22 protein-coding genes are annotated in these 24620 nt (G+C 73.4%); 19 read left to right on the forward strand and 3 right to left on the reverse strand.

Features of this window, described 5'->3' with window-relative positions:
• Positions 1-709: 709 nt before the first annotated feature.
• From ABZ810_RS43170 to ABZ810_RS43240, 15 genes are all read left to right on the forward strand, one after another.
• Entirely contained in the window at positions 710-2089 is a 1380-nt protein-coding gene (locus tag ABZ810_RS43170; RefSeq protein WP_358413171.1) for a radical SAM protein, read from the forward strand.
• Positions 2082-3092: a hypothetical protein gene (locus tag ABZ810_RS43175; protein WP_358413173.1), complete on the forward strand. Its 1011-nt coding sequence runs from the start codon at positions 2082-2084 to the stop codon at positions 3090-3092. Before ABZ810_RS43170 ends, ABZ810_RS43175 begins: the two co-directional genes overlap by 8 nt.
• Positions 3089-4288: a hypothetical protein gene (locus ABZ810_RS43180; RefSeq protein ID WP_358413175.1), complete on the forward strand. Its 1200-nt coding sequence runs from the start codon at positions 3089-3091 to the stop codon at positions 4286-4288. Before ABZ810_RS43175 ends, ABZ810_RS43180 begins: the two co-directional genes overlap by 4 nt.
• A 5-nt stretch (positions 4289-4293) precedes the next feature.
• Entirely contained in the window at positions 4294-5250 is a 957-nt protein-coding gene (locus ABZ810_RS43185; protein WP_358413177.1) for a cupin domain-containing protein, read from the forward strand.
• Entirely contained in the window at positions 5247-6518 is a 1272-nt protein-coding gene (locus ABZ810_RS43190; protein ID WP_358413179.1) for a hypothetical protein, read from the forward strand. The genes ABZ810_RS43185 and ABZ810_RS43190 overlap by 4 nt, the downstream gene beginning before the upstream one ends.
• The gene (locus ABZ810_RS43195) at positions 6518-7828 is read left to right on the forward strand and encodes an aldehyde dehydrogenase family protein (RefSeq protein WP_358413180.1); all 1311 of its coding nucleotides are present in this window, start codon (positions 6518-6520) and stop codon (positions 7826-7828) included. Before ABZ810_RS43190 ends, ABZ810_RS43195 begins: the two co-directional genes overlap by 1 nt.
• 10 nt (positions 7829-7838) lie before the next feature.
• Positions 7839-9203, forward strand: coding sequence for an MFS transporter (locus tag ABZ810_RS43200; RefSeq protein ID WP_358413182.1), 1365 nt, complete (start codon positions 7839-7841; stop codon positions 9201-9203).
• Positions 9200-10207: a ketoacyl-ACP synthase III gene (locus tag ABZ810_RS43205; protein WP_358413184.1), complete on the forward strand. Its 1008-nt coding sequence runs from the start codon at positions 9200-9202 to the stop codon at positions 10205-10207. The genes ABZ810_RS43200 and ABZ810_RS43205 overlap by 4 nt, the downstream gene beginning before the upstream one ends.
• A gap of 31 nt (positions 10208-10238) precedes the next feature.
• Positions 10239-10484, forward strand: coding sequence for a phosphopantetheine-binding protein (locus ABZ810_RS43210; RefSeq protein WP_358413186.1), 246 nt, complete (start codon positions 10239-10241; stop codon positions 10482-10484).
• Entirely contained in the window at positions 10484-11119 is a 636-nt protein-coding gene (locus ABZ810_RS43215; protein WP_358413187.1) for a GNAT family protein, read from the forward strand. The genes ABZ810_RS43210 and ABZ810_RS43215 overlap by 1 nt, the downstream gene beginning before the upstream one ends.
• A gap of 7 nt (positions 11120-11126) precedes the next feature.
• On the forward strand, positions 11127-11897 hold the full coding sequence (locus ABZ810_RS43220; protein ID WP_358413189.1) for a 3-oxoacyl-ACP reductase family protein: 771 nt from the start codon (positions 11127-11129) through the stop codon (positions 11895-11897).
• 40 nt (positions 11898-11937) lie between these two features.
• Positions 11938-12954 (forward strand): ACP S-malonyltransferase, encoded by a 1017-nt coding sequence (locus ABZ810_RS43225; protein ID WP_358413191.1) that lies wholly within the window; start codon positions 11938-11940, stop codon positions 12952-12954.
• Positions 12951-13868, forward strand: a complete 918-nt coding sequence (locus tag ABZ810_RS43230; RefSeq protein ID WP_358413193.1) for an ACP S-malonyltransferase — start codon at positions 12951-12953, stop codon at positions 13866-13868. Before ABZ810_RS43225 ends, ABZ810_RS43230 begins: the two co-directional genes overlap by 4 nt.
• A gap of 125 nt (positions 13869-13993) precedes the next feature.
• Positions 13994-15721: a thiamine pyrophosphate-dependent enzyme gene (locus ABZ810_RS43235; RefSeq protein WP_358413195.1), complete on the forward strand. Its 1728-nt coding sequence runs from the start codon at positions 13994-13996 to the stop codon at positions 15719-15721.
• Complete coding sequence (locus ABZ810_RS43240; RefSeq protein WP_358413197.1) at positions 15718-17067, forward strand: class I adenylate-forming enzyme family protein; 1350 nt, start codon at positions 15718-15720, stop codon at positions 17065-17067. Before ABZ810_RS43235 ends, ABZ810_RS43240 begins: the two co-directional genes overlap by 4 nt.
• 11 nt (positions 17068-17078) lie before the next feature.
• Here the strand turns inward: ABZ810_RS43240 and ABZ810_RS43245 are convergent, their stop codons facing one another.
• Entirely contained in the window at positions 17079-18272 is a 1194-nt protein-coding gene (locus tag ABZ810_RS43245) for an alpha/beta hydrolase (protein WP_358413199.1), read from the reverse strand.
• Between the two features lie 152 nt (positions 18273-18424).
• Here ABZ810_RS43245 and ABZ810_RS43250 point away from each other — a divergent pair, with 152 nt between their 5' ends.
• Positions 18425-19606 carry a histidine kinase gene (locus ABZ810_RS43250; RefSeq protein ID WP_358413201.1) on the forward strand — a complete coding sequence of 394 codons (1182 nt, stop codon included), beginning with the start codon at positions 18425-18427 and terminating at the stop codon, positions 19604-19606.
• Positions 19603-20259 (forward strand): response regulator transcription factor, encoded by a 657-nt coding sequence (locus ABZ810_RS43255; protein ID WP_358413203.1) that lies wholly within the window; start codon positions 19603-19605, stop codon positions 20257-20259. The genes ABZ810_RS43250 and ABZ810_RS43255 overlap by 4 nt, the downstream gene beginning before the upstream one ends.
• Before the next feature lie 142 nt (positions 20260-20401).
• On the opposite strand, the gene ABZ810_RS43260 is transcribed toward ABZ810_RS43255, so the two are convergent.
• Both ABZ810_RS43260 and ABZ810_RS43265 read right to left on the reverse strand, forming a co-directional pair.
• Positions 20402-20881 carry a MarR family transcriptional regulator gene (locus tag ABZ810_RS43260; protein ID WP_358413205.1) on the reverse strand — a complete coding sequence of 160 codons (480 nt, stop codon included), beginning with the start codon at positions 20879-20881 and terminating at the stop codon, positions 20402-20404.
• Positions 20882-20935: 54 nt separating this feature from the next.
• Positions 20936-21406: a hypothetical protein gene (locus ABZ810_RS43265; RefSeq protein ID WP_358413207.1), complete on the reverse strand. Its 471-nt coding sequence runs from the start codon at positions 21404-21406 to the stop codon at positions 20936-20938.
• A gap of 507 nt (positions 21407-21913) precedes the next feature.
• Here ABZ810_RS43265 and ABZ810_RS43270 point away from each other — a divergent pair.
• On the forward strand, positions 21914-22906 hold the full coding sequence (locus ABZ810_RS43270) for a helix-turn-helix domain-containing protein (protein ID WP_358413209.1): 993 nt from the start codon (positions 21914-21916) through the stop codon (positions 22904-22906).
• Between the two features lie 102 nt (positions 22907-23008).
• Complete coding sequence (locus ABZ810_RS43275) at positions 23009-24493, forward strand: MFS transporter (protein WP_358413211.1); 1485 nt, start codon at positions 23009-23011, stop codon at positions 24491-24493.
• Positions 24494-24620: the final 127 nt, after the last annotated feature.

Genomic DNA, 24620 nt, shown 5'->3' on the forward strand with positions numbered 1-24620 from the left:
TAGATCTTCAGGCGCCCGTCACGCCGTCCTGCGGTTCGGTCGGCGATCGCGGCAGGGCGGGTACTCACAAGCGCTTCGCGCAAATCGACGCCTTCGCTCCCGACGCGGTCGCCCGGAACCGGGACCGCCTGAGAACCCGCTCCCCCACCCCGGGGTTGAAGGAAGGGCTGGTCAGGCGGGGTGGAGGACGCACGGTCCTGCTTGCGGCGTAGTTCGTTCGGAGTACGGGGGCCGGGCGGACCGGAGTACCGCTATTTCAGCTTGGAGGCTGACTTTTCCGTGCAATCGAGCCAATAGCGTCCTGTTCGTGCGTTATTCGCAAGCCGGATCGCCCGGAGGGACAAGCTCCGGAACGGCTCGGTCACCGGAGGCGCACTGACCCCCGAGATCGCTGAAGGAGGTGTGACTCATGGAGGCTTTCGAGGAGATCGTGGTGGAGACGCCGGAGACCGACGAGGTTTCGAGCATCGACTTCGGCTGCTGACCGCAGGGTCCGGTCGCCCGCGCCACGCGGACCCTCACCACGAGCACCAGGGCCGAACGGCCGTGAGGACGTGACCCGTCCCCGGGGCCACGAGCTCAGACCGGTCCGTCGATAGGGACCGCGCTCGGTCCGGCGACCAGCAGCGAAGTGCGCGACCGAAGGGCGGGTGCGGCATTCCAGCTGCCGCACCCGCCCTCACCAGTGAACCACCACGGACGAGTTCGCATGGCGAAAGGAATCGGGATGGGCGCCCCCAAGGTCTACCGGCCCTCGCGCTTCACGGTGATGACACCGCACTCGGCCGGTGGTTCGGTGTTGTACAACTCGATGCGCGGCAGCGTCTTCTACGTGCGCGAGCCCGTCGCCGGGCGGGTGCACGACCTGCTGCACAACCGGAACGCGCGGATCACCGCGGACGCGGACGCCGACCTCGTGACCGGGTTGGCGGAGCGCGGCTTCCTGGTCGAGGACGGTCACGACGAGGACGCGGACGCGCGGGAGCTCAGGGACGGGCGCGTCAGCCGGACCGACCGGCTGGAGCTCATCCTGATGCCGACCGAGGCCTGCAACTTCCGCTGTACGTACTGCTACGAGGACTTCTCGCTCGGCCGCATGTTGTCCGGGGTGCGCGAGGGCGTGCGCCGGCTGGTCCGGCACCGGCGGGAGCGGCACGACCTGAGGTCGCTGTCGATCTCCTGGTTCGGCGGCGAGCCGCTGGTCGCGTTCGACGTGATCGAGGAGCTGAGCGAGTTCTTCACGGAGTTCGCCGCCGAGACCGGCATCGACTACCAGGCCGGGATGACGACCAACGGGTACCTGCTGACCGAGGACGTCGCGGCGCGCTGTGTCGAGCTGGGCGTCCGGCAGTTCCAGATCACCCTGGACGGACCGAAGCACGCCCATGACGGGAGCCGGCCGCTGATGGGCGGCGGCTCCACGTTCGACGACATCATGACCAACATCCGCGCGATGGCCGCGGGGGATCTCGACTTCCGCGCGCTGCTGCGCACCAACTTCTCCCCCGCCAACGTCGGCAGCGTCCCGGAGCTGGTCGCCGAGCTCGGCGACATCGCGGCCCGGGACGAACGGTTCGCGGTGATCTTCAGGCCGGTGGGCCGGTGGGGCGGGCCGCAGGACGAGGACATCGAGGCGTGCTCCGGCCGCGAGGCGGAGCTGGCCAAGCTCGACCTCAACATGCAGGCGCACGGCCACGCGCTGGCCGGTGGCGACCTGCGCACCCTCCGGCCGGGCGGCAGCGTGTGCTACGCGGCCAACCCGTGGTCGTTCCTGATCCGCCCGAACGGCGTGATCGGCAAGTGCACGGTCGCGCTGCGGGACGCCAAGAACATGGTCGGCCGGCTCACCCCCGAGGGCGAGCTCAAGCTGAACGACGACCTGATGCGGTTGTGGACCGACAACGACGACGCCCACGACGAGGGCTGCCGGTCGTGCTTCTTCCGCCCGTCCTGCCAGGGCGCGCACTGCCCGCTGATCCGGATCCAGGACGGCGTGCGGCCGTGCCCGCCGCAGAAGGTGTGGATCGGCCCGAACCTGCAGACCTACACCGACCTGCAGCGCACTCCGGCGGGGGCGAGCCATGGCTGAGCGGAGGCTGACCCTCGACACCGACGCCAGGGTGATGGCCTGGATCGGGCCCGGAGGCGTGCCGAAGGTGGCCGACCTCGACGAGACCCCGCCGCGGGTGCACGAGGCGGACGGGCCGGAGGGCGCGCGGTCGGTCGTTCCGGGTGGAACGGCCGGTGAGTTCCTGGTGGTCGGGGACGGCACCGTCGTTCCGCTCCGGTGGACCGCGGGGGGCGTCGGGTCCGGTGACGCGATCCCGCTCCCGGACGGCGCCCGCGAGGTCGGCGCGGCGGGCGGGCTGATCGCGGCCTGCACCGGCGACGCCCTCCTGACCTACGACGGAAGGTGGCGGGAGCGGGCGGCGTTGCCCGCCGAGCCCGTGTGCATGGCGTGGCAGCACCGGCGCAGGTCGCTGCTGGTGCTGACCCGCGACGGCTCGTTCACCCGGTTCGCGGACGAGGCGCAGGCCGCCCGCGACGACGCGTGGGCCGATCCGGCGACGGCCGTCTACGACGAGGTGCTCGGGGCGCTGTGGCTCGCGCACCCCGGCGGCGACGCGCGCACCCTGATGGTGCGGGTCGAGCCGTGGCCGCCGCGCACGATCTACCAGGCCGGTCTCGGCGCCGGAGTCCGCGGGCTGACCGTCGCGCAGAACGGCGAGTGGCTGGCCGTGCGGTACGGGGGCGACCGGCCGATCGAGCTCTACAACGTCTCCGGCCGCCGCCTGTTCCGACCGCCGCCGACCGCCGGGAGCGCGGGGAACTCGGGGAACGCGGCCTCGGGCGTCGCGTTCACCTACGACAACAGGCTCGTCACCGTCACCGAGGACGACCGCGTCTCGTTCGCCCGGCTCCCCGCGCGCGTGGACGTGCGGACGGCGCCGGCGGGCGGGGAGGCCGCGGCCAACGAGTTCTTCGAGCACGGCGGCGACCTGGACATCGAGACCTTCTGGGAGGGCCAGATGTACAAGGCCAGCAAACCTCGCAGACGCCCCTCGCCCGCCGCCGCGGGAGGCTCACGATGATCACCGCACCGTTGCGCGAGTTCCTCTCCCCCGAGGAACGCCTGCCCAAGATCGACGTACGGACCCGGGCACGGCAGAGCCATGACGAGATCGCCCGGCAGCTCGACGGCGGAACCTTCGACGTGCCGGCGCTCGCCCGCGCCTGCAACCGCGGCGCGCTGATGATCGCCATGGTCGGCGACCTGGCCGAGGCCGAACGGTCGTGCCTGCGCCAGCTCCAGGTGCTCGCCGTCCTGCGGCACGAACGGGAGACCGCGACGTCGGCGCTCGCCCAGACGTTCCAGCCGTGGATCAACATCGGCCGGCTGCGCGTCATCCAGGGCCGCTGGCAGGAGGCCATGACGCACTTCCGGATGGCCCTGCCCTACCGGCTCGAGCCGCGCATCGCGCTGGGGCCGGTCGTGCTCGAAAGCGATGACCTGGAACGGCTGCGCGACAGCGAGATCGGCTCCGCCGTACGGCTGTTCCTCGACACGATCGAGGTCGTCGAGTCCGCCAAGGCGTACTGCCGCGGCCGGGCGTTCGGCGAGCTCGGCGACGCGGCGGCCGGATGGGGCGGGAACGAACGGCTGCGCCGCGTCCCGCACACCGCCGAGGCGGCGAAGATCGCTCAGGCGCACGGGCACGGCCCCGGTCCCCGCGCTCCGGTCCAGGGCCCGGACGGCGACGAGGCCGACCAGCCCACGTACGCCGAGCTGGTGCTCGACCTGCACGAGGCGTACCGCCTCCATCTGGCGGACGGCGCGCACGCCGACGGGCGCTCCCGCGATCTCGCCGGAGATCTCCTCGGTCACGCTCCGCGGCTGGTCGCCCTGCTCGGCCAGGCCGCGGCCGCCGCCCCCTACCTGCTCAAGCTGGGCGACCTCCTGCGGGCTCAGGACCGGACCGACCAGGCGCGCGCCGCCTACGCGCGGGCGCTCGACCTCGCCCGCGAGCTGGGCGACGAGGCGCTCACCGTGACCGCCCTGCGGGCGCTGCTGCCGATCGAGGATCCGGCGCGCACGCCCGAGCTGGCCGCCCGCGTCGAGAAGGTCCTCGACCGCTCGCTGTACCTGCCGCTGCGCAAGCTGCGCTCCGGCGGGCAGGCCCGTCCGCTCCAGGTGGCCGACGTACCGGAGCTGCGCGACCTGGTCGCCCAGGAGCAGCGGCTGGTGCGCGCGGTCGCCGCCGGAACGCTGCCGATCCCCCAGGACTGATCGCGATGTCCGAGACCATGACCGCACCGCTGCCGCGCCTGGCGCACGACGTGGCCGAGCTCGCCGCGTGCTGGGAGGAGAGGCCGCTGCTCAGCCGCGGGCTGGGCCCGTTCGACGACGTCTTCTCGCTGGCCCGCATGGAGTCGGTGCTCGCGTCCGCCCCCCTGGTGGAGTCGTTCGTCCGGCTCATGCGGGACGGCGACCAGCCCGACCCGGGCACGGTGACCCGGGCGCGCGAACGCGGCGGCCCGCGCGCCGAGAGGCTGGTCGACCCGGCGAAGGTGGCCGGCGAGCTGCGCCGCGGCACCACGATCCTGCTGGAGGAGGTGCGGACCTGCTGCCCCGAGGTCGCCGCGTTCACCCGCGGCGTCGAGGCGGCCACCGGGTATGCCACCTACGCGGCGGCCTTCCTGACCCCTCCCGGAGCCCAGGGCGCCGCCCCGCACTACGACCTGGCGAGCGTCTTCATCCGCCAGCTGCACGGCTCCAAGCGGTGGCGGATCGGCCGGCCCGCCGAACCGTGGCCCACCGAACCCTGGAACAACCGGCCGGTGCCGCTCGACGACGAGGTCGAGCACCTCCTGGAGGAGGGCGACTGCCTCTACCTCCCCCGCGGCTACGTGCACGTCGGCGAGGCCACCGGTGCGGCGTCGCTGCACCTGTCGATCGCGGTCAAGCCGGTGACCTGGGAACAGGTGCTCGTCCGGCGGATCGCCGAACTGGCCGCCCGCGAGCCCGCGCTGCGCCAGGCCCTGCCGTTCGCCTTCCACCACGAGCCCGACGACGCGATGGCGGCGCTCCTGGCGTCCCGCGCCGAGCTGGTCCGGGAGCACCTCGGCGATCTCCCCTGCGAACGCGTCTGGAAGTCCGTCCGCGACGAGCACGCCCCGCGGCGGCGCGTCCCGCCGGGAGAGCTGGCCTCCGACCTGCGGGACGCCCTGGAGGAAGGGGGCGCGTCATGAGCCACGGCGGCGGCACCGACGGCGGCGGCCTCGACGGCAGGGGCACCGGCAACGACTACGCCGGGCTGTGGAAACGGTTCGCCGAGCTGACCGGCGACTTCGAGTACCCGCACGTCCTGCGCGATCCGCTGAACGAGCCGATCTGCGACCTCGGCGACCTGGCCGAGACCCTCCGCAACGTCACCACGGACGACTTCGCCGTGGCGGCACGCGCCCTCGACGTGACCACCGAGGGCAACCGGCGCGCCGAGCTGAAGGCGCGCGTCATGGACCGGCCGCCGGAGCCCGGTGACGAGCTGGTGCCCTGGGCCCGGCGGCTTTTCCACGGCCTGCCGTTCTCGGTGATGCTCAACGGGGCCGAACGCTGGCACGAGGGCCTGGCCAGGAGCGCCGCCGAGTTCTTCACCCCGGCACGCGAGCAGTTCGGCCTCCCGCAGCACAACTACCGGATCTCGCTGTTCATCGGCGACTACGGCTTCACGCCGTCCGGCGTCCACCAGGACGTGGGGCGCGCCGAGCGGGTCTTCCACTTCAACGCCGGGCCCGGCCGCAAGCTGTTCCACTCCTGGCCCGTCGAGGAGTACCGCGCCCTCACCGGGCGGCGCCGGCCGTCGTACGAGCCGGAAAGGCTCGTCGAGCACGCCCGCACGCACGAGCTGGAGCCCGGCGACGTCATGATGCTGAACGTCGCCTGGTACCACGTGGGCCAGTCCGACGAGCCGGCCGCCTCGGTCGGCCTGGAGATGTCGAAGCTCGACGCCGGAACCGTCCTGCGGGAGGCCGCGGCCGACGCCGTGAAGGGCCTCCTCAACGGGAGGGCCGATCCGGTGCGCGACCCGGCGTTCGTCCCCGAGCCCGTCGACTACGCCGACCTCGGCTGGGCCGACCTGCCCCGGACCGAGCTCGCGCCGTGGCTGGCGGACGCCGTCGCGTCCCATACCGCGCGGACGCGCAGCAACCTCGGCTTCACCGGCACGCCTCTGCCGCTGCCGGACGTCGACGAGGACGCGGTCCGGTCGGGCACGGTCCGGCTGGCCCGCCCCTTCCCCCTGGTGCTGCGCGACGTTCCGGCGGGCCCGGACCGTCCCGAGCACACCGAGCTGTACGCCCGCGGCGTACGGCTGCGGGTGCCCCGCGGCGCCACCGACCTGATCCACGAACTCGACACCGGTGAGCCCGTCGAGCCGGGCGCACGGTCCGGCCTCGCCGTACGGCTGGCGACCGCCCTGGTCCGGCTGCGCGGGCTCGACCTCATGGGAGACCAGTGATGTACGCGTTCGCGACCGCCCCGCCGGGCCCCACCGCCGACACCGACACCGACAGCGCCACCGACACCGGCCGCAGGACGCCGCGCCGGGACCTCCAGCAGGTGCACGCCCGGTCCATGGACCTGGTCGCCGCCACGCTCGATTCCCAGGACCGGCTGATCGACGTCCTCACCGAGATCACGCCGTACGACGCGGCGCGCGACGAGCTGCACCGCGCGATCCGGACGTTGTCCGGCGCGACCTGGGAGATCGCCCGCAACGACCCGCGGCGGCTGGACCGGGTGGCGGTCTTCCTGCCGTCCAACAACGTCTTCTACTCGTACGTGCTGTTCGGGCTCGTGCCCGCCATGTACAGCGACGAGGTGGCCATCAGGCCGTCGGCGCGCACCCGCGAGGCCGCGCTGGCGCTGCACGAGGTGATGCTCGACCGGCTGCCGTGGCTGCGCGGCCGCGTCCGGCTCGCCGAGGCGTCGCAGCGTGACTTCGTCAAGGTCTGCGCGGACTCCGACGCCACCGTCTTCACCGGCCGGTACGAGAACGGCCTCAACGTGATGGAGCGGGTCGGGCCCGATCCGCTGTTCCTGCTGATGGGCTCCGGGCCCAACCCGATGGTGATCGGCCCCGGCGCCGACCCGGCCGAGGTCTGCCGGGCCCTGCTGATCTCGCGGCTCTACAACAGCGGCCAGGACTGCCTGTGCACCGACCTGGTGTTCGTGCACCGGTCGGTGATCCGGCCGCTGCTGGACCGGCTGCGCGCGCACCTGGCCGCCCTGCCGGTGGGAGACCGCAGGAAGCCCGGCACCCTGATCGCCCCCCTGGTGTACGAGGACGCCGTGGAGGGCGCGGCCGAGTTCCTGGACGCGCACCACTACCACCTGGTGCACGGCGGCGAGGTCCGCGCGGAGGACGGCTACGTCGCCCCCAGCGTCGTGGTCCTCCCGACCGCCGAGGGTTTCAGCCCGCCCGAGCTGTTCTCCCCCGTCTTCTGCGTCTGCGCGTACGACGACGTGGCCGAGATCCAGGAGTGGGCGCGAACGCCCGCCGAGCTCGAACGCGGCATGTACGCCACGGTGTTCGGCGAGCCCCGCCTCACCGGGGAGCTGCTCGGCAGCGCGGTGATCTGCCGGGAGCGCACCACCTTCGACGTCGAGGACGGCAACCAGCCGTTCGGCGGGTACGGGCCGCAGGCCTCCAGCGTGCGCCGGGACGGAACGCTCGCGGCGCGGCCGCTGCTGCTGTCCGCCGAGGCCGGATCCCGGGACGCCGCCACCGGCGGGATCACCGGCGCCGCCCTGGACGGGCGGGGCTGAGGACCGAGCCATGAGCGGCCTCGCGACCGTCACGGAGGGCCGGCCCCCTGGAGGGGGCCCGGCTCCGGTCCCGCTGCGCCGCAACCGCGACTTCCAGGTCCTCTGGATCGGCCAGAGCGTCGCCCACCTGGGCAACCAGATCGCGCTGCTCGCCTACCCCCTGCTGATCCTGGCCGTCCACGGCACGGCCGCGCTCGCCGGAGTCCTCGGCTTCGCGGCGTACGCGGCCGGACTGGCGGCACGGCTGCCCGCCGGGGCGTTCTGCGACCGGGCGGACCGGCGCCGGACCATGGCGGTCAGCGAAGCCGTCCGGGCCCTGGCGATGGCCGCGCTGGCGGTCGCGGTCATCGCCGGGGCCGTCCCGGTCTGGCTCGTGATCGTGGTGGCCGTCGTGGACAGTGTCGGCCTCGAACTGTTCAGGTTCGCCGAGCGCGGGGCGCTGCGGCACATCGTGCACCCGTCCCAGGTGTCCTCCGCGCTCGCCCGCAACGAGGCGCGCGCGCAGGCGGCGGCGCTCGCCGGACCGGCCCTCGGGGGGTGGCTGTTCGCCGTCGGACGCGGCCTTCCGTTCGGCGTCAACGCGGTCACCCATGCGCTCGCCTCGCTGGCCGTCCTCACCATCCGCCGCCCCCTCCGCGAACGCCCGGCCCCGGCCGGCAACGGCGTCGCCGCGCCGGCGGGTGGCGTGGAGGAGCGGGCCGGAGGACGGGCGGTGCTGCAGGCGATCTTCCATGACGGGTTCGGGTGGATCCGGCGGACACCGGAGCTGCGCGTGCTGCTGCTGGCGGCCGTCGGACCCAACCTGGTCTTCGGTGCCGCCGTGCTGGCGATCGTGGCCGCGGCCGAGGACGGCGGCGCGAGCGGCACGACGATCGGCACCGCGCTGTCGGCGGCCAGCCTGGGCGGGCTGCTCGGCGCCGTCGCCGCGCCCGCCCTGCTCCGCCGCCTCCGGCCGCCCGCCGTGCTCCTCGGGAGCGCCTGGCTGCTCGCGGCGACGATCGCGGGCCTGGCCCTGCTGAGCGACCGGACCTGGGCGATGGCCGCGCTGCTGTGCGGAGCGATCTTCACGGTCCCGGTGTTCAACACCCTCTTCGGCACCTACCAGATCCAGCTCACCCCGGACGCGCTGCAGGGCCGGGTGGCCGGCGCGGCGACGTTCGTCACCGGCGCCGCCCAGCCGTTCGGGCCGCTGCTCGGCGGGCTGCTGTTCGACGCGGCCGGGCCGGCCCCGACGTTCGCCCTGCTGGCCGGGCTGCTGGCGCTGTCCGCGCTGGCGCTGACGGCGCTGCCCTCCGCGCGGCGGCTCCCTGCCATCACGACGCCACGAGAGGGCGGCCCCGTCCCGGCGGCCCGGCCGCCCGAGGAGGAGAGATGACCGAGCACACGACCGGCCGGCTGGGACTCCCGGTCGGCATCACCGGGACCGGGGTGCACGAGCCCGACCTGGTGGTGACCAACGACGACCTGGTGGCGGGCGGGCTGGACACCAGTGACGCCTGGATCCGGGACCGCACCGGCATCCGCGAACGGCGCTTCCTGCGTCCCGGCAGGACCACCTCCGACATGTGCGTGGCGGCGGCCGAGGAGGCCCTGCGCGAGGCCGGCACCGGCGCCGCCCGGCTGGACGCGATCATCATCTCCACGTTCACCCAGGACCAGCCGCTGCCCTCGACCGCGCTGATGGTCAAGGAACGGCTCGGCGCCCACCGCGCGCTGCCGCTCGACCTCAACCAGGCCGCCTGCGCGGGCGGCGTCTACGGGTTGTGGGTCGCCGCGCACCTGCTGCAGAACCAGGGCCTGGAGAACGTCCTGGTGATCGGCGCCGAGTGCCTGTCCCGCGTGACCGACCCGGACGACCGCGGCACCCGGGTCTTCTTCGGCGACGCCGCCGGGGCCGCCGTGCTGAGCCGGACCGGTCCCGGGCGCGGGCTGCTGGCCTGGCACGCCGGCTCCAAGCTGTCGCACAGCGTCGAGATCCCGGCCGGCGGCTCGCGGCTCCCCTCCAGCCCGGACACCGCCGCGGGCGGCGGGCACTTCCTCAAGATGGACGGCCGCGCGGTGTGGAAGGAGGCCACCGAGCACCTGCCGGCCAGCGTGCGGGCCGTCCTGGACGCGGCCGGCCACGCCGTGGGCGAGGTCGACCACTTCGTCTTCCACCAGGCCAACCTCAACATCATCAAGGAGGCCATGCGCGAGCTCGGGCAGCCGTTCTCCAAGGCCACCCTCTCGGTCGACCGGCTGGGCAACACCGGCGCGGCGACCATCTTCCTCGGCCTGCACGAGCTGCTGGCCGGCGGCCGGGCGCGCGCCGGCGACCTGACCGTCGTGTCCGCCATCGGCGCCGGATTCCTGTGGGGCTCGCTCTGCCTCCGCCACTGACAGACCCCCGCCTCTGAGAAGGGACACCGCCATGAACGAGCAGATCATCGCCGACAAGTACGTGAAGACCTACGACCTGGACGTCCGCCCCGAGGACCTGGGCTCGGACGAGCCGCTGTTCGGCCCGCAGTCGATCTACGGCCTGGACTCGATGGACGTGCTGAGGTTCATCGCGGCGCTGGCGGAGGAGTACGACATCGAGCTCGCCGCCATCAAGACCGACACGTTCCGCACGCTGCGGTCCATCACCGCCTTCCTCAACGGGGAGGAGGGCTGATGCACGGCCATCTGGTCGATCTCCGTCCGCCGGAGAAGGCCGACTTCGAGCTGGTGAGCGGCTGGATGCGCCCCGGCAACATGGCCTCGCTGGCCTCGGGCCGTTCGGAGTTCCACTCGGCGGACGAGCTCGCCCGCCGGGCGGCGTCCGGATCCGACTCGCTGCTGATGGTGCTCACCAAGAGCGGCGACACGATCGGCTTCGTCCGGTGGGGCACGAAGATGTACCACGGCAGCTACGAGATCGGCGGGCTGATCGCCGATCCGGGCTACTGGGACTCCGGCTGCGGCGCGGAGGCCAGCGCCCTGGTGCTCCAGTACCTGTTCCACTCGTGCAACGCCCACCGCGTGCAGTTCGTCGTCGGGCTCTACAACCGGCGCACCGTCACGATGCTGCTCAACACCGGCATCGTCGTCGAGGGCGTGCTGCGCGACTACTTCTTCCTCGACGGCGAGTACCACGACGCGCTCGTGGCGTCCGTCCTGCGCGAGGAGTACTACGCGCTCGACGGCTGGGGCGACGTCGAGGACACCATCCCCGCATCCGACAAGAAGGCCGCGGTCGAGGAGTTCCAGCGGGTCATGCGCGAACGCTGGTCCGGCGAGCTCTTCAAGCGGCTGGTGGAGAGGAGCTGACGAACTCATGGACGCGCAGGGCACCGAGCTGAAGGGCAAGGTCGCGCTGGTGACCGGCGGCTCCAGCCGGATCGGCGCGGCGATCTGCCGCCGGCTCGGCGGCGAGCTCGGCGCCACCGTGGTGGTCGGCTACCGCTCCGACGAGGAGTCGGCGCGGAACGTGGCCGACGAGCTGCGGGACACGGCCTGCCCGGTCGCCGAGGCCCGCCGGATCGACATCACCGACTACGCCGCCGTCACCGGCGTGATGCGCGACGTCGCGTCCGCGCACGGCGGCATCGACATCCTGGTCAACAACGCCGCCCTGGGCATCGCCGGCGCGGTGCTGCCCACCAACCCGGTGGAGGACTGGACCGACGTCATCGAGACCAACCTGATCGGCACGTTCCACTGCGTGAAGGCCGTGTCGCTCTACATGCTCGTCGCGCGCAGCGGCTCGATCGTCAACATCGCCTCGATCGCGGGGCTGACCGGCATCGACGGCCTCAGCGCGTACTGCGCCAGCAAGGCCGGCCTGATCGGGATGACCAAGGCGCTGGCCCGCGAGTACGCCCCGCACGGGGTGCGGGTGAACGCGGTCGCCCCCGGCTACACCGCCGACACCGGCATGGTCGAACGCATCGATGACGAACGGCTGGCCGAGTTCTCGTCGCGGATCGCGATGGGACGGCTGGGCCGGCCCGACGAGATCGCCGACGCCGCCGCCTTCCTCGCCACCGGCAGGTCGAGCTACGTGACCGGGCAGACGCTGGTCGCCGACGGCGGCCTGACCGCATGAGTCCACGAGGAGCACGAGTCCCACGAGGAGACCGACCGCCATGTCCAGGACCGCCGTCCTCTTCAACCCGCAAGTCCATGTGAAACCCGGCGACTACCACGACCTGTACGAGTCCGTCCCGCTGGCCCGCACCCGGATGGCCGAGGCCTCGGAGGCCGTCGGGCTGGATCTGGCCGCCCGGTTCCTCGGCCCCGACCCCGACGAGATCAACCACGGCCCGGTCGTGCGCCCGGCCTCGCTGGCGCTCAGCGCCGCGATCTTCGAGCTGGTGTGGGGCGACCGCCCGCCGCCGTTCCTCATGGCGGGGCTGAGCCTGGGGCAGATCACCGCGGCGCACTGCGCCGGGAGCCTCTCGTTCGCCGACGCCGCGCGGATGGTGCACACGATGGCGACCATCGAGGAGGAGGTCTACGGCGGCGGCGAGTACGGCGTGTCCTTCTACTACAACGTCGACCTGCCCGGCCTGCGCGGCTCGATGGAGGCGCTGGCGGACGACGGGCGGCTGATCGGCCCCTGCGCGTTCACCGCGGACGACCAGATGATCGCGACGGGCGCGGTGAGCGCGCTCCAGGAGCTCAACCAGCGCGCGCTCCAGCACGGCGGCCTGGGGGTGCTCATCCCCTACGGGCCACCCGCGCACCACCCGATGATGGCCGAGGTGCAGGACCGTTTCGCGGCCGAGTTCCGGCACCTGGACGCGCCTCGCGATCCCGGCTGCCCCCTCGTCTGCAACATGGACGCCGCGGAGCTCACCACTCGGGACGAGGTCCATCGCGCGCTGGTCGAGCAGTACACGCACACCGTCAACTGGGACCTGGGGCTGCGCCGGATGGCCGAGCTCGGCGTCGACCGGGTGACCATCATCGGGCCCGGCCACTTCGTCCGTAAGTCGCTGGAGTTCACCTCGGCCACGTTCGAGGTCGACGCGTACCTGACCGCCGCCGACCTCGGCGCCCACCTCGCCGCCGAGGCCGGCCCCGGGGTCGACGGCGCGGACGGCGCGAACGGCGTCTCCGGTGCCGGTCCGGCGGCGCGATCGGCGGTGCGCACGCCATGAGCCCGACCGCCGTGGTCTTCCCCGGCATGGCGCCGTCCAACTTCGACGCGGTCGGCGCGTTCATGACCGGCAGCCCGTACGCGCGGCGGCGGCTGGCCGTGGCCGCCGAGGTCCTCGGCTACGACCTCCTGGAGGCGTTCCGCGACAGCACCGCCGACTACTCCGAGGCCGCCCAGCTCGCCTTCGTGGTCAACTCGCTGGCGCTCGCCGACTGGGCCACCGACCACGCCGGGCTGCGGCCCTCGGTCTGCGCGGGGCCGAGCTTCGGCGGCATGGCGGCCACGGCGTACAGCCGCTCGCTCGACTACCCCGACCTCCTCCGGCTCGCCGCGCTCGCGGCGCGGCGCGAGCTCGCGTACTTCACCGGCGACCCGCGCCGCATCGTCACGCACTTCTTCTTCCGCACGCCGCCCGAACGGTTCGAGCGGCTGATGGCGGAGAACGCCGACGAGGGCGACTGGGCCGAGCTGTCGTCCCACCTCGCCGCCGACTTCTACGCGGTCTGCGTACGCGAGGAGGCCGTCGACCGTTTCAAGAAGCGCGTGCGGCGGGCGGGCGGGGTCCCGCTCTACACGATGTGGCCGGCCACGCACTGCGGCGCCCTGGCCGACCTGCGGCGGATCCTCGCCGAGGAGGTGTACTCGCGGTTCCGGTTCGCCGATCCCGTCCTGCCGGTGGTGTCCGACCAGGACGGCCTGATCGCCGAGAGCGGCGATCAGATGCACGGAATGTTGCTCGACGGGTACGTACGGCCCGTGAGATGGCCGGAGTCGGTGCGCACGCTGAGGGAACTGGGCGTGCGGCGGGTCTGCGTCCCCGGGCCGAGCAATCTCTTCGACCGTCTCTCGAACGACCATTTCGACGACGTCACAGCCGTCGGGCCGGAGACGGCCCTGCGAACGGAAAGGAGCTGAAGACATGACCGTCGCTGACGTGACCATCGGCGTGGGGCCATGGGACATCAACATCGGGATCATCGGAGGCATCGTCCTGGTGGCCTTCATCATCGGGCTGGTCCTCTACTACGCGAGGTGAACCGATGCCGGAGGCATGGGACGCGGTGGCCGCCACCCTGCAAGCGGCGGGTTGCGGCCTGACGGTGGGGCTCCCCGCCGACGAGCCGGGCCTGCTGGACGCCGTCCGGCGACGCGCCGGCATGGCCGTGCTCGCCGTACGCGACCAGCGTGCCGGTGCCTGCGCGGCGGTGGGGCACGCCCTGGTGTCGGGGCGCCCCGCCGTCCTGGCGCTGACATCGGGGCCGCCCTTTCCGAACGCCCTCCCCGGGCTGATGGAAGGGGCGTCGTTGTGCGCCCCGGTCGTCGTCGTCACCACCCGCGTCCCTGCCGGCGGCCTGGGCCGCGGCGCCTTCCAGGAGGTGGACCAGGCGGGGCTCGCGCGCCCGTTCGCCAAGGCCTGCCTCCTGGTCGACCGCGGCGACCGGCTGGTCTGGGCGCTGCGCCGCGCGGTCCACCTGGCGGTGAACGGCCGTCCGGGGATCACCGTCGTCGAGATCGCCGACGAGGTGCTCCGCGAGACCGGCTTCCCGGACACGGCGGTTCCGGACACGGCGGTTCCGGACACGGCGGTTCCGGACACGGCATCCCAGGACTCGGCGGCCGTGCGGCGGCTGCGCGCCCGTCCGCCCGAGTCGGATCTCGGCAGGGCCGCCGAGGTGATGGCCGGATCCCGGCGTCCCCTGGTCGTCCTCGGCGGCGGTGCCCGGGCGGCCGCAGCGGGCCCCGCCGCGACCGCCCTGGCCGAACGCTGGCATGCGCCGCTGCTGACGACCGCGGCGGGCCGCGGCTCGATCGACGAGGCGCATCCGCTGGCGGTCGGGCTCGCCGGGCTCTACGCCACTCCCCCGATCGACCGGATCGCCGCCGAGGCCGACGTGGTCCTCGCCGTCGGCACCCGGCTGGAGGAGACGGCGCGGATGGGCTGGCCCGAGCTCGAACGCGCCCGGCTCGTGCACGTCGACGCCGACCCCGACGTCTTCGGCACGGCGATCGAACCCGAGCACGCGCTGCTCGGCGATGCCGCGGAGACCCTCACGGCCCTCGCCGGGCCGTTCGCCTCCCGCGCCCGCGAGGGCGACGCCGAACGCGAGACGTGGCTGAAACGGGTGACCGAACTGCGGCAGGCTGCGCTCGACGAGTACGCGACCGCTCCGCCGTTCGAGCGGAGCCCCGTCCGGGCGGCGCTGGCCGCCGTCGGCGAGGTCTTCGGCGACGGCGCCGTGCTCGTCCACGAGAACGGGCTCAACGACATCTGGTCCTACCACTGGCCGGTGCTCACCGTGGGACCGCGCACCTCGGTGCTGGTGCCGGGCGAGCAGACGATGATGGGCTTCGGCGTGGCCGCCGGCCTCGGCGCCGCCGTCGCCGACCCGTCGCGTCCCGCGGTGGTGCTGTGCGGGGACGGCGCGCTCAACATGAGCCTGTCCGCGCTCACGACCGCCGCCTCGCACCGGCTCGGGCTGGTCGTGGTGGTGTTCGACAACTCCGGTTTCGGCTGGCCCCGGTGGCTGCGCCGGCAGGAGGGAGCACCCGACGAGGTCACCCGCTTCGGCGCCGACCTGCCCATCGGCGCGATCGTCGAGGGGCTCGGCGGGACGTTCGCCGCCCCGGCCGACGGGCGCGCCCTGCGCACCGCGCTCACGGAGGCGCGCACGACCGCCGCCGAGGGGCGGACGGCGGTGATCACCGTGCGCCCCGTGGAGGACGACGTGCCGGTGGGAGTGCGGCGGCTGTTCGGGGAGGGGTCATGACCGGAACCGCCGGCCGCCTGACCGTCGACGGCGCCGAGATCCCGGCGCGGCTGCTGCGCGCGGTCGTGGACGAGACCACGCGCGGGCTCGCCGCCTGCTCGGCCGGACCGGGCCGCGCGGTGGCGGTCGACCCGGCGGGCGGGACCGTCATCGTCGTCGCCGCGCTCGCCGCGGCCCGGGTCGGCGCGCCCCTCGTGTTGTGCCCGCGGCGCGGGCGCGGGCCCGGCTCGGGCGCGGTCGCCCTGCTGTCGGCCACCAACCCGGTCGACGTCCTCGTGCGGCCCTGCACGCCGGACCCGGACCATCTGCTGCCGGACGACGCGGCGGCGGTGTTCTGGACGTCCGGCAGCTCGGGCAGCGCCAAGGCGGTGGTGCTGTCGCGGGCGGCCCTCGACTACCAGAGCTCGGCGACCCGCGACCGGCTGGGACTCACCGCCGGCGACACCCTCGCGCTGCCGCTGCCGCTCAGCCACGCGTACGGCTTCAGCGTGCTCGGCATGTGGCAGCGCTTCGGGCCGGGGATGCACCTGCTCACCACGCCGCACCTCGGCCCGACGCTCGCCGCCCTGCACGACCGCGCGACCACGTCGCTCGACGGGGTGCCGTCGTTCTACGCGATGATGCTGCGCAGGGCGCGCCAGGACGAGAAGGTGCGCCGCAGGCTCCGGGAGCTGCGGTTCCGCAACTGCGGCGGCGCGGTCCTCCCGGCCGCCCTGGCGACCGGCTTCCGCTCGGTCGTCGGCGCCGACCTCTATGACGGGTACGGGCTGACCGAGGCGGGGCCCAACGTCGCGATCAGCGCGCCCGGCGCGTGCCGTCCCGGCTCGGTGGGGCCGGCGCTGGCGGGCACCGACGTCCGGATCGCCGCCGACGGCGAGATCCAGGTGCGCGGCCCCGGCGTGATGACGGGCTACCACGCCGACCCCGAGGCCGACGCGGCCGCGTTCACCCGGGACGGCTGGCTGCGCACCGGCGACCTCGGCGCGCTCGACGACGGCTACCTGTACGTCCGGGGGCGGGCCAAGGAGGTCATCATCGTGCTCGGCGAGACGTTCGCCCCCGCCGACGTCGAGGACGTGCTGTGCCGGCACGAGGGCGTCGGCGACGCCGCCGTGGTGGGCCTGCCGGGCGCGGACGCCCGCGGCGACACGGTGGTCGCCTTCGTCGAGCCCTCCGAGGGCGGCGCGGCGGCCACCCCCGACGACCTGCGCACCACCTGCCGCCGGAACCTCCCGCCGGCGTTGCGCCCCCGCGTCGTCCACCTGGTGCGCGAGCTGCCGCGGCTGTCCAACGGCAAGCTCGACCGGCGCCGGGTGCGCCGGCTGGCCGAGAGCCTCCGGCGATGACGGCGCCGCGGTCAGCGGCCGTGCCCGGCCAGGAAGGACGCCACCTCGGCCCGGCTGATCTGGGTGGCCCAGCCGCCCCAGCTGATGTCGAAGAAGTGGTCGGCGTACGGGATCTCCACCAGCCGGTGCGGTGTCCGCGCGCCCGCCAGCCGGGCCGCCAGCCGTTCGGTGTCGTCCGGCGGCTGCAGCGGATCGCGGCCGCCCTGCACGAGCAGGGTGGGCGGCAGCCCGGCGCGCACGTGCGTGATCGGCGACGCCAGCCGGTAGTCCTCCGGGACGGTGTCGGGCGTCCCGCCCATCATGCTCCTCAGCTTCTCGCGGCCGTCCGCGACGAACCACGGTGACGTCCGGAGGGTGGGGCCTTGCCGATAGATGTAGGTCCAGTCGGCCGGCGGGTAGAACGCCACGACGGCCCGCACGGACGTGTCGTCCGCCGGGCAGCTCGGCGGTATCCGGCCGTCGCCCGCGGTGTAGGCGGCGAGCAGCGACAGGTAACCGCCCGCGGACTGGCCCATGAGCGTGATCCGCGACGGGTCCACGCCGAACCTGGCCGCGTTCTGCTTGACCCATCCGACCGCGCACTTCACGTCCCCCGGCGGCTCTTTCCAGCGACCGGGCGGGAACGCGCGGTAGTCGATGTCGAAGACCACGTGGCCACGTTCGGCCAACCATACGTCCCAGCGCGGCGTCGAGCTCCTCGGCACGTCCGGGCCGTCCCCGCCGTGGACCATCACCACGGCCGGACGGGTCGCGCCGGCCCCCGCGCCGCCGGGCGCGGCCGAGTCGCGCGGCTCCTCGCCGCGCGGGCGCCACACGTCCAGCCTCAGCTGCCGGCCGCCCGCGGTCGTGTACACCTCGGTGTGCGGCCGCTGGTCCGCGTCCGTGGACAGCCCGGCGAAATACCTGGTCGGAGACAACGCCACGCCGTACCGCTGCGCCGCCCGCCACCCCGACACGACCGGGACGAGCGACGCCGCGAGCGCCGCCAGGCACAGGACCCCGGCGACCGTCGCGGTCCGCCGCGCCCCGGCCCGGTGCGCCGACACCGAGGCGGCGCAGCCCACCGCGGCGACGACCGCGAGCGCCAGGCTGAATTCGGCGACCATCAGGCCGAGCTGCCACATGGTCATGGAAACGGGCGGAAGCAGCAGGAGAATTAGCGCGCCCGCCGCGACCAATGCCGATGCGGCGGCGACCAAGGACATCCACCATTTAGTGACTGTTCGTCGCTGTTTCACAACTCTATGCGTGCCCAACCATTTCTATATAATGCGGTTAGTTCTTAGTTCCCCGGGGCATTGCCCTTCTGCCCTGCCGTGACGACTCCCCGCACCTTTTTCATCCGAGTGGATGGATGATGCGCCTGACGACCAGCCGAAGCATGTGGTGCGGTGTCATCGCCATGGCCCTCGGGCTGGCGTTGCTCGCGGCGGGCGCCTACACGCCCTGGCCGATGTGGACGCCGCCCGTCGAGCTGAGGCTGGTCCCGCTGGTCCTCGTCGGGCTGGCCGAGGTGTTCTGCCGGCGCGCGCCGGGACGGGGGCTCGCGCTGGGCCTGGGCGGGCTGGCGTTCGACGTCGTCCTCGGCCCGTCCCTGGCCGCCATCGTCATCGTCACCGACGTGCTCTACGCGGTCAGCGTGCACGGCTCCAAGCGCATGTCGCGCTGGCTGCTGCGCGGCGCCGCGGCCGTCTGCGTGCTGGTCGCCCTGGCCGCCCTCCTGGCCACGCGTTCGCTGAGCGGCGGCATCGTGGCCGTCGTCTACGCCGGGCTGATGCTGGTGGTGCCGGTGATCACCGGGATGACGGTGCGCGAGCACCGCGACCAGGCCGAACTGCAGCGCCTGCGCGCCGAGCGGATCGCCCAGCTCGCCGACCTGGAACGGCAGCGCGCGTTGTCGGCGGAACGTGCCAGAGTCGCCCGCGAGCTGCACGACGCGATCTCCAACCACCTCAGCGCGGCCGCCCTCCACTCCTCGGCCGGGCTGACCCTGCTGGACGTCAACAACACCGCGGTGCGCCAGTCGCTCGACCAGATCCGTTCCAGCAGCCAGCGCGGGCTCGCCGAGATGCGGCGGCTGATCGTCCTGCTGCGCGACAACGGCACCGCCTCCTCGCCGCTCGCCGATCCCGGGGTCGCCGAGGTCGCCGGGCTCGTGGAGAGCATGAAGGGCGCCGGGCTCACCATCGCCCTGCACATCAGCGGCACCCGGCGCGAGCTGGCGCGCGCGGTCGAGCTCGCCGCCTACCGGATCGTCCAGGAGAGCCTGGCCAACGCCGTCAAGCACGGCGGCCCCGGCCGCGTCGAGGTGCTGCTGGAGTACGGGCGGCGCGAGCTGGGCGTCACCGTGGACAGCCCGCTGAGCGGCGCCACGTCCGCCCCGTCCGCGCCCGGCACCCGCACCGGGCTCACGTGCATGCGCGAACGGGTCTCCCTGCTCGGCGGCCAGATCGAGTTCGGCCCCGCCCGCCGCCGCTGGCGGGTGCACGCCACGCTGCCGGTCAGCTGCATGGATCTCGACGAGGAGAACCGAGAATGACGATCAGAGTGGTGGTCGCCGACGACCAGGCCGCGGTGCGCACCGGCCTCGCCCTCATCCTGGACAACTCCAAGGCCGACATCGAGGTCGTCGGCCAGGCCTCCGACGGGCTGCAGGCCGTCGAGATGACCCTGGAGCTCGACCCGGACGTGGTGCTGATGGACGTGCGCATGCCGCGGCTGGACGGCATCAGCGCCACCCGCCAGATCGCCGCGCGCACCAACGTGCTGGTGCTGACGACCTTCGACGTCGACGAGTACGTCTTCGGCGCGTTCCGGGCGGGCGCGGTCGGGTTCCTGCTGAAGGACGTCGACGCCGAACGGCTCGTGGAGGCCGTGCAGCTCGTGGAGCGCGGCGACGGCGTCGTCGCCCCCGAGGTGACCCGCAAGCTGATCAGCGCGTTCGCCCACCGGTCGGTGCCCGACGAGGTCGAGATGGACGCGCTCACGCCGCGCGAGCAGGAGGTCCTCGGCTACCTGGGACACGGCTTCACCAACGCCGAGATCGCGAGCCGGCTCGCGATCGCCGACAACACCGCCAAGACCCATGTCAGCCGTATCCTCACCAAACTCGGCCTCCGCAGCCGGGTCCAGGCGGCCGTTGTCGCACAGGAGGCGGGGCTCACCGCCCGCCTCGCCGAAGAAACCTCCTGACACTCCCGGTCCTGCAATTCTCAAATTGCACGGGAAATGCCTCGCTCGCCTCGCCGGGGATCGAAGCCGCGGTATCCGAATAACCTCGTCGAGTGGCACCGAGTTTTGGCCGGGCCCGGATTCTCCGGTGTGTCGCCGCACTTCACGGGATCGTCGCCGTGTCGTCGTCGGCCAGGCGGCGCAGCAGATCGACGAGGTGCCGGCGTTCGGTCTCGGTCAGCCTGCCGAAGACGTGGTCGCCGGTCCGCTCGGCGATCCGCCGCGCCTTCGCCAGGGTCTGCTTGCCGTGGCGCGTCAGCAGGATCGAGTACGCGCGGCGGTCGTGCGGCGAGCGCTCGCGGGTGACCAGCCCGCCCTCCTCCAGCTCGTCGACGAGCCGGACCATGGTGGACTTGTCGATGCCGATGCGGGCGATGAGGTCCTGCTGGCTGACGGGGCCGTACACCGGCAGCGCGAGCAGCACGGCGAACCCGCGGACGTTGATGCCCAGCGGGCGCAACGCCTCGTTCATCCGCTCCCGGCTCCGGTTGTGGGCTTCGGCCAGCAACATGCCGAGCCCCACGTGATCGGCGGCCGCGCCGCCGTCCCCGGCGAGCAAACGTTCGAGCAGGTCGTCGAGCATGCGCCCATGATAGCCCCGCCTGATATAGTCTCAGCCGAGATTATCTCGAATGATTCAGAGCGGGTGGGAGACGTCGATGCACGAGGTGGCTTCACGGAACGGACCGGGGCCGCGCCCGGCCGCCGGCCTGCGGCGCTGAGACGACGGCCGTGACCGCTGCGGCGGCGGCGCGAGCCGGACGATGGACGGCTGGAGCCCCGAGAGGCGGACCTGCTGGACGTGGACGGGGATCAGCCCGTGCCGGATGGCCAGGGTGAGATCGCCGGTGTCCGGGATCAGGACCACGGCGCTGCCGCCGGGCGCCAGGACCCGGCGCAGCTCCGACCACCATCGGGAGGGGCGCCGCTCCAGCAACCCGGCCGCGCCCACCTGGGTCCCCCACGGGGGATTGCACAGGACGCGGTCGATCGCGGCGTTGGCGCGTGCCGCCCGGATCGCGTCCGGGTCCAGGTCGAACCCCCGGAACCGGGCGTGCGGCTGCAGGGACCCGCCCTCCAGGAGCAGGGTTCCCGCTCCGCAGCGCACGGATCGAGCACCGTCTGTCCGGGCTGGATGCCGGCCAGGCGGGCCATGGCGGCGGCCACCGGCGGATGCAGCGTGCCCGGGATCGTGCGGGACTTGTACGTGCGCCGGTGCAGGGGCCGGCCGGAGATCCGGAGCATGAGCGTCGCCCACCGCGCGACCAGGCGCGCCGCCGTCACCGGACGGCGAGGGCGCCGGGACGCGGAGGAACCGAAGGTGCGCGAAAGCGCATGGTGACTGGCCTTCTCCCACGTCGAAGCGACGGAACGGCGCCACGCCGCCCCGCGTCGTCGGCGACGGGATACCTCGCTTCGCCGACGGGCCTCAACGCAGGTGGAAGAAGTACACGGGCGGGATGGTAACAACCGCTCCACGACCTGATCCACACAATTTCGGCCACGGGGGTGGCTACTCCGGCGGGAGTAGAGATGCTTGCGCCCAGCGGCGGACGACGGCGCGGAGACGTTCGCCGAGGATGACGGTCACGGCTCCCGACACGGTGGTGAGGTCATGGACCTGGTCAGCACTGCGGAGATCCCGGCGCGGGAACGCTTCGCCTTCTGGCGCGAGGTGACGTCCAGCACCTGGGTGCCCTACGACTCGCGATGCGAGCCGCATCTGGAGGACCGGTTCCAGGCGCGGGTCGCGAACAGCGAGTTCGGCTCCGTGCAGGTGTCGCTGATGACCACGACCCCGTACTCGATCGAGCGCACGCCCAAGCTCATCCGCCAGGCCGATCCCGAGGTGTTCAAGCTCGGCTGCGCGGTACGCGGGCACGGCATGATGACGCAGGGCGGCCGGGACGCCGGCTTCGCCCCCGGGGACCTGGTCCTGTACGACACGTCGCGGCCCTACCGGGCCGTCCTCGCGCCCGACGTTCTGACCAGCCAGATGCTGGTGCTCCGGTTCCCGCGCGGCGTGCTGCCGCTGCCGCCGCGGGACCTGCGGGACCTGACCGCGGTGGCCATCCCCGGCGACCAGGGCATCGGCGCGCTGTCCTCGCGGTTCCTGCTGCAACTGGCCCGGCACATGCACGAGCTCAGCCCCGCCGACATCGACCGGTTGTCGACGCTCGCGCTCGACGTGCTGACCGCGACGCTGGCCAGCGCGCTGGACAACCACGGCGCGGTGCCGCCGGGCACCAGGCGGCGTGCGCTGACGGCCCAGATCCACGCGTTCATCCAGGAGAACCTGGCCGACCCGGGGCTGAACCCGCCCGCGATCGCCGCGGCCCACCACATCTCCCTGCGCTACCTGCACAAGCTCTTCCACGACGACGGTCACACCGTCGGCGGCTGGATCCGCCGGCGCCGCCTGGAGCACTGCCGCCGCGACCTGGCCGATCCGCGGCTGGCCGCCGGCACGATCGCCGAGATCGCGGCCCGGTGGGGCTTCACCAGCTCCGCCCATTTCAGCCAGGCGTTCCGCGCCGCCTACGGCCTCTCCCCGCGCCAGTTCCGCCGGCAGGGCGCTCTGGCTAAAGAAGTGTGCGCTCGCACGTAAGGACAGGCCGCGGTCACCACCCGCATCCTCGAGACGTACCGCGACCGCGGGCAGCGTTCGGATCCTCCACCGCCCCGAGGGCAGGAAAGGAAAGACATCGGCATGACGACCCCGCCGGTCCCCCGGCTCGCGACACCCGTCCGGCTGGACGAGCCCGCCGGGCGCTGGGTGCTGGCCGTCACCTCCGTCGGCTCCGGGCTGGTGCTGCTGGAGGCGACGGTGGTCAACGTGGCGCTGCCGGCGCTCGAACGGAACCTGGACGCGTCGCTGGCGGGCCTGCAGTGGACGGTCAACGCGTTCACGCTCACGCTGTCCGCGCTGATCCTGCTGGGCGGCGGCCTGGGCGACCGTTTCGGCCGCCGGCGCGTGTACCTGGTGGGCGTCGTCTGGTTCGCGGCCGCGTCCCTGCTGTGCGGCCTGGCCCCGACACTGGAGTGGCTGATCGCCGGCCGTGCCCTGCAGGGCGTCGGCGGCGCCCTGGTCGTGCCGGGCTCGCTCGCCCTCATCCAGTCGTCGTTCCATCCCGACGATCGGGCGCGGGCGATCGGCTGGTGGTCGGGCATGAGCGGGATGGCCGGCGCCGCCGGCCCGATGCTCGGCGGCGCGCTGGTGGACGCGGCGGGGTGGCGCTGGGTGTTCCTGGTCAACGTCCCGGTGGCCGCGGTGCTCGCCGTGCTGCTGGTGGCGCGCGTGCCGGAGAGCCGCGACGGCGGGCTTTCGGGCCGGTTCGACGTGACCGGTGCGGTCCTGGCGGCGCTGGGCCTCGGCGCGCTGGCCTACGCGCTGATCCAGGCCGCCGACGACCCCGGCACGGCGGCGTTCGCCGCCGGCCTCGGGCTCGTGGCGTCGCTGGCCTTCGTCCGGGTCGAGCGGCGCAGCCGGGCGCCGATGCTGCCGCTCGGGCTCTTCGCCTCACGCCCCTTCAGCGTCGCCAACCTCGCGAGCTTCTTCCTGTACGGCGGCCTCGCCGGGCTGTTCTTCCTGTTGCCGATCCAGCTCCAGGTCACCGCCGGCTACACCACGCTCGCGGCCGGCCTGGCGCTGCTCCCCCTCACCGTGCTGACCCTCGCCCTGTCAGCCCGGGGCGGCGCCCTCACCACGCGGGTCGGTCCTCGCCCGCCCCTGGCCGCGGGCGCCGCCATCTCCGCGCTCGCCCTCCTGCTGGCGACCCGGATCGGCACCGACGCCTCCTACCTGGCCGACGTTCTGCCCGTGGTCGTCCTCATCGGGATCGGCATCCCGCTGATCACGCCGCCCATCACCGCGACCGCCCTCGGCGCCGTCCCTGACGCGCGCGCCGGAACGGCCAGCGCGGTCAGCAACGGGGTCGCCAGGGCCGCCGGCCTGATCGTCGTCGCCGCCCTGCCCCTGCTGGCGGGCCTGCCGCAGGACGCCGCGACCAACCCAGCCGCCCTCGACCGCGGGTTCGACGCCGGCATGCTGATCTGCGCCGGCGCGTTCGTCCTCGGCGGCCTCATCATCTGGTTCGGCGTCCCCCGCCGCCCCGCCGTGCGCACCGAGCCGATCTGCGACCACCACTGGACCGGCTGCCCGCAACTCGACGTCCCCCGCACCCACGAGGGTTGAGGCCGCCGGGCGGCCCGCTGATCCACGCGGTGGCAGGGACGCCCGCCGGATACGCCGGAACGGCTGGCCCGTTCGGCCCCGGAATGTGATGCTGTTCTCACGGAGAGCTGGTCCGTGAGGCTGAGGG

It is taken from the genome of Spirillospora sp. NPDC047279 (assembly GCF_040643285.1).
Lineage (GTDB): Bacteria > Actinomycetota > Actinomycetes > Streptosporangiales > Streptosporangiaceae > Spirillospora.

What these genes read in the sequence shown, in the direction of transcription:
- ABZ810_RS43170 (WP_358413171.1), top strand. Translation starts at nt 710, where the DNA reads ATGGCGAAAGGAATCGGGATGGGCGCCCCCAAGGTCTACCGGCCCTCG.
- ABZ810_RS43175 (WP_358413173.1), top strand. Translation starts at nt 2,082, where the DNA reads ATGGCTGAGCGGAGGCTGACCCTCGACACCGACGCCAGGGTGATGGCC.
- ABZ810_RS43180 (WP_358413175.1), top strand. Translation starts at nt 3,089, where the DNA reads ATGATCACCGCACCGTTGCGCGAGTTCCTCTCCCCCGAGGAACGCCTG.
- ABZ810_RS43185 (WP_358413177.1), top strand. Translation starts at nt 4,294, where the DNA reads ATGTCCGAGACCATGACCGCACCGCTGCCGCGCCTGGCGCACGACGTG.
- ABZ810_RS43190 (WP_358413179.1), top strand. Translation starts at nt 5,247, where the DNA reads ATGAGCCACGGCGGCGGCACCGACGGCGGCGGCCTCGACGGCAGGGGC.
- ABZ810_RS43195 (WP_358413180.1), top strand. Translation starts at nt 6,518, where the DNA reads ATGTACGCGTTCGCGACCGCCCCGCCGGGCCCCACCGCCGACACCGAC.
- ABZ810_RS43200 (WP_358413182.1), top strand. Translation starts at nt 7,839, where the DNA reads ATGAGCGGCCTCGCGACCGTCACGGAGGGCCGGCCCCCTGGAGGGGGC.
- ABZ810_RS43205 (WP_358413184.1), top strand. Translation starts at nt 9,200, where the DNA reads ATGACCGAGCACACGACCGGCCGGCTGGGACTCCCGGTCGGCATCACC.
- ABZ810_RS43210 (WP_358413186.1), top strand. Translation starts at nt 10,239, where the DNA reads ATGAACGAGCAGATCATCGCCGACAAGTACGTGAAGACCTACGACCTG.
- ABZ810_RS43215 (WP_358413187.1), top strand. Translation starts at nt 10,484, where the DNA reads ATGCACGGCCATCTGGTCGATCTCCGTCCGCCGGAGAAGGCCGACTTC.
- ABZ810_RS43220 (WP_358413189.1), top strand. Translation starts at nt 11,127, where the DNA reads ATGGACGCGCAGGGCACCGAGCTGAAGGGCAAGGTCGCGCTGGTGACC.
- ABZ810_RS43225 (WP_358413191.1), top strand. Translation starts at nt 11,938, where the DNA reads ATGTCCAGGACCGCCGTCCTCTTCAACCCGCAAGTCCATGTGAAACCC.
- ABZ810_RS43230 (WP_358413193.1), top strand. Translation starts at nt 12,951, where the DNA reads ATGAGCCCGACCGCCGTGGTCTTCCCCGGCATGGCGCCGTCCAACTTC.
- ABZ810_RS43235 (WP_358413195.1), top strand. Translation starts at nt 13,994, where the DNA reads ATGCCGGAGGCATGGGACGCGGTGGCCGCCACCCTGCAAGCGGCGGGT.
- ABZ810_RS43240 (WP_358413197.1), top strand. Translation starts at nt 15,718, where the DNA reads ATGACCGGAACCGCCGGCCGCCTGACCGTCGACGGCGCCGAGATCCCG.
- ABZ810_RS43245 (WP_358413199.1), bottom strand. Translation starts at nt 18,272, where the DNA reads ATGTCCTTGGTCGCCGCCGCATCGGCATTGGTCGCGGCGGGCGCGCTA.
- ABZ810_RS43250 (WP_358413201.1), top strand. Translation starts at nt 18,425, where the DNA reads ATGCGCCTGACGACCAGCCGAAGCATGTGGTGCGGTGTCATCGCCATG.
- ABZ810_RS43255 (WP_358413203.1), top strand. Translation starts at nt 19,603, where the DNA reads ATGACGATCAGAGTGGTGGTCGCCGACGACCAGGCCGCGGTGCGCACC.
- ABZ810_RS43260 (WP_358413205.1), bottom strand. Translation starts at nt 20,881, where the DNA reads ATGCTCGACGACCTGCTCGAACGTTTGCTCGCCGGGGACGGCGGCGCG.
- ABZ810_RS43270 (WP_358413209.1), top strand. Translation starts at nt 21,914, where the DNA reads ATGGACCTGGTCAGCACTGCGGAGATCCCGGCGCGGGAACGCTTCGCC.
- ABZ810_RS43275 (WP_358413211.1), top strand. Translation starts at nt 23,009, where the DNA reads ATGACGACCCCGCCGGTCCCCCGGCTCGCGACACCCGTCCGGCTGGAC.